The 8,966-nt window shown below is 32.3% G+C and carries 6 protein-coding genes; all 6 read left to right on the top strand.

Annotation, left to right across the window (positions count from 1 at the left end):
* Window positions 1-5: 5 nt before the first annotated feature.
* Window positions 6-2,420: an AMP-binding protein gene (locus H280_RS23965; protein ID WP_020062747.1), complete on the top strand. Its 2,415-nt coding sequence runs from the start codon at window positions 6-8 to the stop codon at window positions 2,418-2,420.
* A 326-nt stretch (window positions 2,421-2,746) separates the two neighbouring features.
* Entirely contained in the window at window positions 2,747-4,231 is a 1,485-nt protein-coding gene (locus H280_RS0119155) for a class I adenylate-forming enzyme family protein (RefSeq protein WP_020062746.1), read from the top strand.
* 175 nt (window positions 4,232-4,406) lie between these two features.
* Window positions 4,407-5,732, top strand: coding sequence for an ATP-grasp domain-containing protein (locus H280_RS23960; RefSeq protein WP_020062745.1), 1,326 nt, complete (start codon window positions 4,407-4,409; stop codon window positions 5,730-5,732).
* Window positions 5,733-6,001: 269 nt separating this feature from the next.
* The gene (locus H280_RS0119145) at window positions 6,002-7,237 is read left to right on the top strand and encodes an MFS transporter (RefSeq protein WP_020062744.1); all 1,236 of its coding nucleotides are present in this window, start codon (window positions 6,002-6,004) and stop codon (window positions 7,235-7,237) included.
* Window positions 7,238-7,377: 140 nt separating this feature from the next.
* Window positions 7,378-8,280: an aldo/keto reductase gene (locus H280_RS0119140; protein WP_020062743.1), complete on the top strand. Its 903-nt coding sequence runs from the start codon at window positions 7,378-7,380 to the stop codon at window positions 8,278-8,280.
* A gap of 153 nt (window positions 8,281-8,433) precedes the next feature.
* Window positions 8,434-8,937 (top strand): low molecular weight protein-tyrosine-phosphatase, encoded by a 504-nt coding sequence (locus H280_RS0119135; RefSeq protein WP_020062742.1) that lies wholly within the window; start codon window positions 8,434-8,436, stop codon window positions 8,935-8,937.
* Window positions 8,938-8,966: the final 29 nt, after the last annotated feature.

Raw genomic sequence — 8,966 nt, 5'->3', positions numbered from 1 at the left:
TGAATATGGTTTCGGGACTGCTCGGAATCCTTAAGGCCGGAGGAGCTTATGTACCTTTGGATCCTACGTATCCATCTGAGCGGATACAATACATGTTAGAAGATACGCAGGCACCGGTAATACTAACTCAATCGCATTTATTAAACAACTTGCCGACTTGTGATGCAAGTATCGTACAACTAGATGAGGATTGGCCAGTGATTGCTCAAGAAAGTGGGAGTAATCCGAAGAATATATCAACTCCAGATAATTTGGCATATGTTGTCTATGCGTCGGATACGACAGAAAAGCCTAAAGGAGTATCTATACAAATTTATTCTTTAGTAGAACATATCAATGGATACAGAAAGTATTTTGAAATAAGTAAAGGAATGAATTTTGCCTTTACCAATTATGCAACTGACATGGGTTACGCGTTGATTTTTCCGTCAATAGTTACCGGAGGTAGTGTACACATCATATCAAAGAATATACTTTCTGATACAAGAGCTTTTGGGAATTATATTCGAACGTATGATATTGATGGTCTGAAAATTGATTCATCACATTTAAGGATACTTTTGAGTAGGGAGGATCCAAAAAAAGTATTGCCACGCCGTTTTTTAATATTAGGAGGCGAAAACTTTGAAGTTGAACTTTGCAAACAAATTAAATTTGTATCACCTGATTGTGAAGTTCTTTATTATTATGAACCAATGGAGATAACCGTAGGTTCAATAACGTGCAATATATTGGAGAATTCCTTGAGTTTGTTAACTATCACGGTAGCAAAAACTATTGCAAATACGAAAGTATATATACTTGACAGAAAAATGAATCCAGTACCTATCGGTGTACCAGGAGAATTATATATTGCAGGAGACGGTCTCTCAAAGAGGTATTTAAATCATCCGGAGCTAACGACAGAACGATTTGTACCAAATCCGTTCGTAGATAAAACAGGAGAACGGATGTACAAAACAGGAGACTTAGTATACTATTTGCCAGATGGAAGTCTTAGGTTTATTGGAAGAATTAACAAACAAGCCAAAATATGCGGATATTGGATTGACATTGGAGAAATTGAATTTGTATTAAAGCAGTGTGAAGGTATTCAAGAAGCAATAGTGGAGATGAAAGAAGATACGCCTAGGGATAAAAGTCTTGTGGCATATATCGTTGGGGAATCGCAAAGTGATACACAGCTTCTACGCAAAAAACTTATACAAAGGCTACCTGCATATATGGTACCAACAACATATGTATGGCTAGAACAAATACCATTAACCCCAAATGGTAAAGTTGATAGAAAAATACTCGATCTTACTAACTTCCAGTCTTCTATTCCAGAGGAAAGGATAACTGGTGTTTCACGAGACAAACTTGAATTTGAAATGTTAAGCTTGTGGAATGGTGTTCTGGAAAATCAGAATATAAATATGGATTCAGATTTTTTCGAAGTTGGAGGTCATTCATTAAAAGTAATACTATTAGTTGAAACGGTGATGAGAAAGTTTGGAATTGATATACCTATAACCACTTTAATTGAGAATGCTACACCTAGGAAACTATGTAATGCAATTCGTAATCAAGTATCTATAGAGAGTTCTAGAATTGTAAATATTAAGCCTGGAAATGACAAAGAGCATGTTTTTTTTGTTCATCCAGGAGGTGGCGGAGTATTTTGCTATGTGGATCTTGCTAGACGCTTAAATACTGATGCAACTATTTATGGAATCCAAGCGCTTGGTATTGATACAAACGATGAACCTTTGTGGGATTTGGATGAAATTGTAGACTTGTATGTAAATGAAATTTGTAAAATTAATGATGGGGAATTAATTTATTTTGTGGGATGGTCTTCTGGTGGGACTTTTGCATATGAAATGGTACGTAGGCTAGAGAAAATGGGGAGAAATATTGAGTGTGTTATACTCTTTGATACTTTAGCGGTCTACCCTGAATTAACGAAATATAATTTAATTTCCGAAAAAAACAAAAAGAGAAGTAGTGAACGATTGCAGTATTGGAAGATATTTTGTGAAAGTAAAGGAGTTAATATTCCTGAAATTGAAGATTTAACAGAAGAAGAAATTATCGAATGGATGAACACGAACGCATATAAAAATGGGGTTTTACACCCTGATGTTAGTAGAGAGATGGCTAGAAGAGAATTAAAGGTTTCAGTCGCAACATTTAACGCGTTAAGGCAATATACACTTGATGGGCAAATCTGTACTGATATTAATTGGATAATTGCATCCGAACACTCAACGAATAATGACAACTTCAGATTTGTACATGAAAATGAGTGGAGGAAAAGAACGAAAGGGCAATTTTGTACTTGGGAATCGCCTGGTACACATAAAAATATGCTCTTACGCCCCCATGTGGATCATCTTGCTACCATTGTGGAAAGTATAATTTGTACCAAAAAATAAAATTGTTATTTAATGGAATACCTAGCTGTATTTGGAATAATGTTATTATCTTAAGTAAGGTAGTTAAAATTATTAGGAAGCTCTTTGCAAAGAGCACATAGGTAATAATTTAAACTTTAAAACATTATAAAAATTCAAAGATATTATTATACAAGACTGGATGAATATGATTAAAGAGCCTGGAGATAAGGAAATGATAAGAGATATAATCCAAGGTATATTGTCATTATAATTACGGAAAATTCAGACGATTATAAACTTTGTAGGGAACAAATGGAGGAACGCTAGATTACATATTCACAACTTGTGTTTAGGAGAATGATAATATGATTGTTCAAAATCTACTGGATAACGCTGTTAAACATCCTGAAAAAAAATGTATTGTAGACAAATCAAGATCACTTACGTATGGAGATATGGCAAAAGAAATAAAACAATTTGCGTCATATCTATCCGCTAAGAACGTAAAAGAAAATGATCGTATTCTATTGTGTTTACCCAATTCTTGTGATTTATTGGTTGCTTATTGTGGAACTATGTTGGTTGGAGCGACTGTTTGTTTCGCTGATTATAATATGAATATGTCATCCATTCAGGTTATTGTTAAGGACTTAAATCCTAATTTATTTTTTACATTAGAGAGAACAGATCTAATATCCTCTTTTGAAGAATGTGAAAGCTATCCTGAAGCTGGTGTCTTATCGAATCAGCCAGAATTCATAAAAGAAACAGAATATTCAAATGAAATAGCCCATATTATGTATACAAGTGGAACAACAGGAAGTCCTAAAGGTGTTAAAATCACACATGATAATATTGAATTTACAGCAAAAGCGATTATCAAATGGGCACATATAGAATCAGAAGATCGAGAATTAACAACACTCCCCCTAAGTCACTCTTTTGGATTGGGACATTTCCATTGTTATGCGATGATTGGAGGGACAATGTATATAGAGACGGGATTGCTAGATGTTAAGAGGGTTTTTAATGCTCTTGAAAAAGCAACTAGTTTTCCTCTTACTCCGGCCGGAGTAAGATTTCTACTTCAATATTATAAAAAGGAATTTCAAGAAAAAGCAAAAAAACTAAAGTATATGATTATCAATACTGCTCCAATGCCACACGATCTTACAGAGGAGTTACTTGATACGTTACCTAATACCGATATATATATTTACTACGGTTTAACTGAAGCAAGTAGATCAACATATCTGCATTGCAACTCGAATCGAAGTAAATTAAGGAGTGTTGGAAAGCCACCACAAGATGTACACATTAAAATTTATAATGAAAAAAATGCGAAAGAAGAAACCACAGCTGGGCATGTTGGAGAAATATTAATATCTGGGCATAATGTAACAAGTGGTTATTTAAATGAAGATATATCTCAATCAATTTGTAATGGATGGCTTCGCACAGGTGATCTAGGTTTTATAGATGAAGATGGATTTTTATATATTACTGGAAGGGTGAAAGAACAAATTAATATAGATGGACTTAAGGTAAGCCCATATGAAATAGAATCATTGATTTCTACTTTTCCTGGTATAAACGACGTTGCTGTTATAGGTGTTTCTGATAAACTATTAGGCGAAAGTATTGCTGCTTTTGTTGTTACTGAGCATCAAAATTATAATGAGCAATTTAGTAATCGAATAAAACAGAAATGTACAGAAAAAACTGAATTATATAAAGTTCCAAAAGAAATCAAGTTTATTAGGGAGATTCCGAGGGATCAAAAAGGAAAAATTCAAAGAGGTGAATTGTTAACATTGTTTAATCAGTTACAAAATATACAGAAAAAATAATTATTATATATCGTTTACTTGATTCAGATATCTACATTGAAACTATCAAGCAAATAGAATACTAATTCGAGAATTTTTTCTTAATCTAAATTTTATTATACGTATCAAAACTTGAAATTAAAAAATTGAAAGGCTGTTTTATTATAAAACTTTTTCTAAACTGGAGGAAACCAAGTTGGCTCAACAAGCATTCTTATTGTTTGGAGGATTTACTACAGGTAAATATCCAAACTTCATAACGGCCATTGAAAAATATGATTTAGATATATTGGTAATTGATGTGAAAAATGACAGCACAGAATTGAATTTACATAGAAGAGAGTCTATAGAAGGTCATCCCTTTCAAAAAATAAAAGAATTTGCGTTGATTAATCCAAACGAAATCCAGAAGGTACTAAGCCAGATTTTAATATGGAAAAATTCGTATGAAATTAAAGGTGTATATACAATTAGAGAGAGTTTTGTAGAAATCTTAGGACTTGTTGCCGATTACTTAGGTCTTCCTTCGCCTGGCTTAAGAGCTTCTCAAGTTTGCCGTAATAAATTTTTACAAAGGTTATATTTTGATAAATGGAGCCCTAGCTATGTCTGTTTAACGCCTGAACAAAGAAACGAAGTAACTGCAATTAGAGATCAATCATTTCCTGCTATTTTAAAACCTATTAGTAGGGAGGGGAGCTCTGGAGTATTGAGAGTAAACTCTCAAGGTGAAATGATGCAAGCTTTAGAACAAGAATATGCCTCAGACGAAACTGTCCTTATTGAACAATATATTAGAGGTAGAGAGTATTCGGTAGAGACTCTTATTCAAAATAAAAAGATCATTTTTTCTTGTCCTACACAAAAAAGAACTAATGAGTTAAAAGGAAATTGTTTCGTTGAAATGGCTCATACTGTACCTGCAGCTAATCTCAAGGAAGAAGAATACCAGAAACTCTTAGATATTAATCGGGAAATTGTAAAAAAACTGAATTTTAAAAATGGAATTTCGCATGCAGAATATAAAATAGATTCAGAAGGGAATATTTATCTTATGGAAATTGCAGCAAGAAACCCAGGAGATGGAATATTGCAATTATATCAGGTTACTACTGGTATACCATTAGAGAATATTTTAATTGATATTGCATTAGAAAAAGAAGCTCAATATCTTGCTCCAAATAGATTTGCTCGCCAAGTTTACTTTGATCATACACCAGGAATATTAGTGGATTTCTTGATTGAAGAGGACATAGGTATTACCCCTGTTTGGTTAAGAGAAGAAGGTATAAGACCACTAATTACGCCTAGTAATCATAATGATGAACCACAAATAAAAGAATTATTGATCGAAAGAAAAAAAGGTGATCAACTTTTTGAAATTAAAGCATCGAAAGATCGTTGTGGAGCATTTATTTTTGATTCAAACACTAAAAATAACTTAGACGATCTAGAAGATTATTTCGCAGCTAAAATTTCTATAATAACTGATTCAGATTCAAAAGATGATTCGATTGAATAATCTAACTTTTTCCTATTAAGTGTAGATATTTAAGTGAAAAGAATCTTTTATATTGGGGATTCGCTTGAAATGCAAGAAATATAGACGTACATCCAATGTGAAAAATTCTATAATTTAATCTCTTTATGAAGGGATTGGATTATAGAATTTTATAAAAACTATAACTTTGATCACCATTTAGTATCACCAATAATTAACTTTTATAAATAAATTTATGGATGTTATTGCTTGAAATAATTAACATTATAAGACAGGTGAGTGATTAGAAAATGCATGTAGTTTTGAGGAATAAAAATTTCCTTAATTTCTTTATAGGAAATACCATTACATTTATTGGTAATGGCATGTACTTTATTGCGCTTTCTTGGTTAGTTCTTCTGCTTTCGGGTACCACATCTGCCATGGGATGGTTATTGGCTATTTCAGCAATTCCAGGTATTCTCTTTTCTCCAATAATAGGTGTATGTATTGACAGGTGGGATAGGAGAATAATTTGTGTTGCTGGGGATATTTTTAGAGGATTTCTACTTTTGGTAATTCCTCTACTTTATTATTTAGATAAACTGGAGATTGGGCATTTGTATATCGTTGGTTTTTTCTTATCAATTGGAAATCGTTTCTATTATCCTGCTTCAGGTGGACTAGTTAAGGAAATTGTACCTGAAAAACATTTATTATCTGCTAATTCACTAAGTAATATTTTTGCGCAAACTGGATTGTTAGTAGGTGCAGGTATAGGTGGAGTTCTAATTATGTACATTAATCCAATATTTAATATATGGATTAATGCGGCTACTTTTTTTATCTCTTCTATATTTACGATTTTTGTACGGAGTGGTATAGTTCATCCACAAAACCAATCGAAAAGAAAGAAAGTATTAAAAGAATACATCCTTGGATTAAATTATTTGAAGTATCGTCCATATATAATTGGAATATCTGTTTTACAAGTTTTTCTCTATATTTCATTTTACACAACTAATATTATTTTACCTGCTTATTCAAAAGAAGTTTTAAAGGTAGGATCAACTGGTTTTGGGTTAATAGATGCAGCATGGGCAGCAGGAGCTATTGTAGGAGGGGCTTTATTACTATCTGTTTTTTTCAATAAGTTTAAGGATAGTAATATTATAAAATGTGGTTTTTTAGTGTTATCACCTATCATTCTTTTATTCTCCATTTCTCAAAATCTAATTCAAGCTATGATAGGGTATTTCTTGATGGGGCTACTTTTTGTAAATATACGAATAAAAATTGATACTATAATTCAATCGGAGGTTGAAAATAAGCTACAAGGAAGAGTGAAAAGTACTATTTATATGGTAATTGATTTTATAAGTTTAGCTGTATACTTAGGAATTGGATATTTGGGAGATCTACTTTCATTACGAATTGTTTATGGATTTATTGGTTTACTCATATTTTGTGCATTTATTATCTCATTTCCAGTATTTAAATTAAAACGAGTGGAAAGATCCCGTGAAATAAATAGTAAGATAATCTAGTGTACAATATTTCAATTTTAAGGTATGAATTAGATTGTGGTGTTGCTAAGGATTGTCAATTGAATTTTAATTTGGAAGAGATAAGGATATTATATAGGTTTATGGCTTAATTACAATATTTTAAATGGGGGATTAGTTTTATGGAACGTGTACAAATTACTGATAACTTATCTTTTTCCCGCATGATTTACGGTTTGTGGAGATTATCTAATTGGGGATATACCAGAGAAGAAACCCTAGAGTTAATTGAGTATTGTTTGGAAAGAGGTATTACTACATTTGACCATGCGGATATTTATGGGGGTTACACCTGTGAAAAGTTGTTTGGTGACGCCCTATCATTGAAGCCTTCTCTTCGTGAAAAAATTGAAATTGTAACTAAAACGGATATAAAAATCGTAACAGATGGCAGACCAAACCATAGAGTTTTCCATTACGATACAAGCAAAGAACATATTATTCATTCAGTGGAACAATCTCTCAAGGCACTTCAAACTGATTTTATTGATGTATTATTATTACATCGCCCGGATCCATTAATGGATCCTACGCAGGTTGCAGAAGCTTTTAATATTTTAAAAAAAGATGGCAAGGTTCTTAATTTCGGAGTTTCAAATTTTAAATATTCACAATTCAACTTGTTACAATCGTATTTAGATTTTCCACTTGTTACAAACCAAATTGAACTGTCAGCTTATAATCTTGAGAACTTTGAAGATGGAACACTTGATTTATGTCAAGAAAAACGTATACCACCAATGGCATGGTCACCACTTGCAGGAGGAGAGATTTTTACTTCGAAATCTGAAAAAGCAATACGTCTTCGACAAAAGATTTCCCAAATACAACTAGAGATTGATACAAATAACCCTGATAAAGTACTTTATTCCTGGTTATTAGCGCATCCAGCAAAAATAATGCCAATTATTGGTTCTGGAAAATATGATAGGATTGATAGCGCTATCCAATCCTTGAACCTAAATCTTTCTCGACAGCAATGGTTTGATATTTACCAATCATCATTGGGGTATAGGTTACCGTAACTTAGTAGCGTACTGTAAAGCCAAATTTTTTGACTCGAAAAATCCTTGGTATACGAAATTCGCATTTTGTTGGTGCTACTCCATTAGAAATATAAATGAAAAAATTTATCTGAGTTTATAGTTTTATATTAAATTATAGAAGGTGTGATCTGATTGAATAAGGTATTATTTTTATGTTTAGGTAACATTTGTCGTTCCCCGATGGCTGAAGCGATTTTTCGGAATCTAGTAACAGAACAGAACCTTGAGAAACATATTATTGTAGATTCAGCGGGTACAGGAGATTGGCATAGAGGTGAAGCTCCATATATTAAAACTCAAGAAGTACTATTGAAGAATAATATATCATTTGAAGGAATTAAAGCTAGGCAAATTACTCCAGAGGATTTGAGGAATTTTGATTATGTAATCGCAATGGATAAAAAAAATATCTATGATATTAATAATGCAAATCAAGATTTAAAAACAAATGTAAAACTTCTATCTCAATATATTACTAATAGTAAGTGGGAAGAGGTACCAGATCCCTATTTACATGGCGGTTTTGAAGAGGTTTATGAAATGCTCTTAGAAGGATGTCATCATTTATTAAACACTATAATTCATGAGAATAATATTGCTACTATATCTATTACTAAACGAGCTATTAACAAGTAATGTTATCTTTCTAATAGCATATCCAGTAA

Source organism: Bacillus sp. 123MFChir2, assembly GCF_000383235.1.
Taxonomy (GTDB): domain Bacteria; phylum Bacillota; class Bacilli; order Bacillales; family Bacillaceae_G; genus Bacillus_A.
This window is presented reverse-complemented; position numbering and strand designations above follow the sequence as displayed.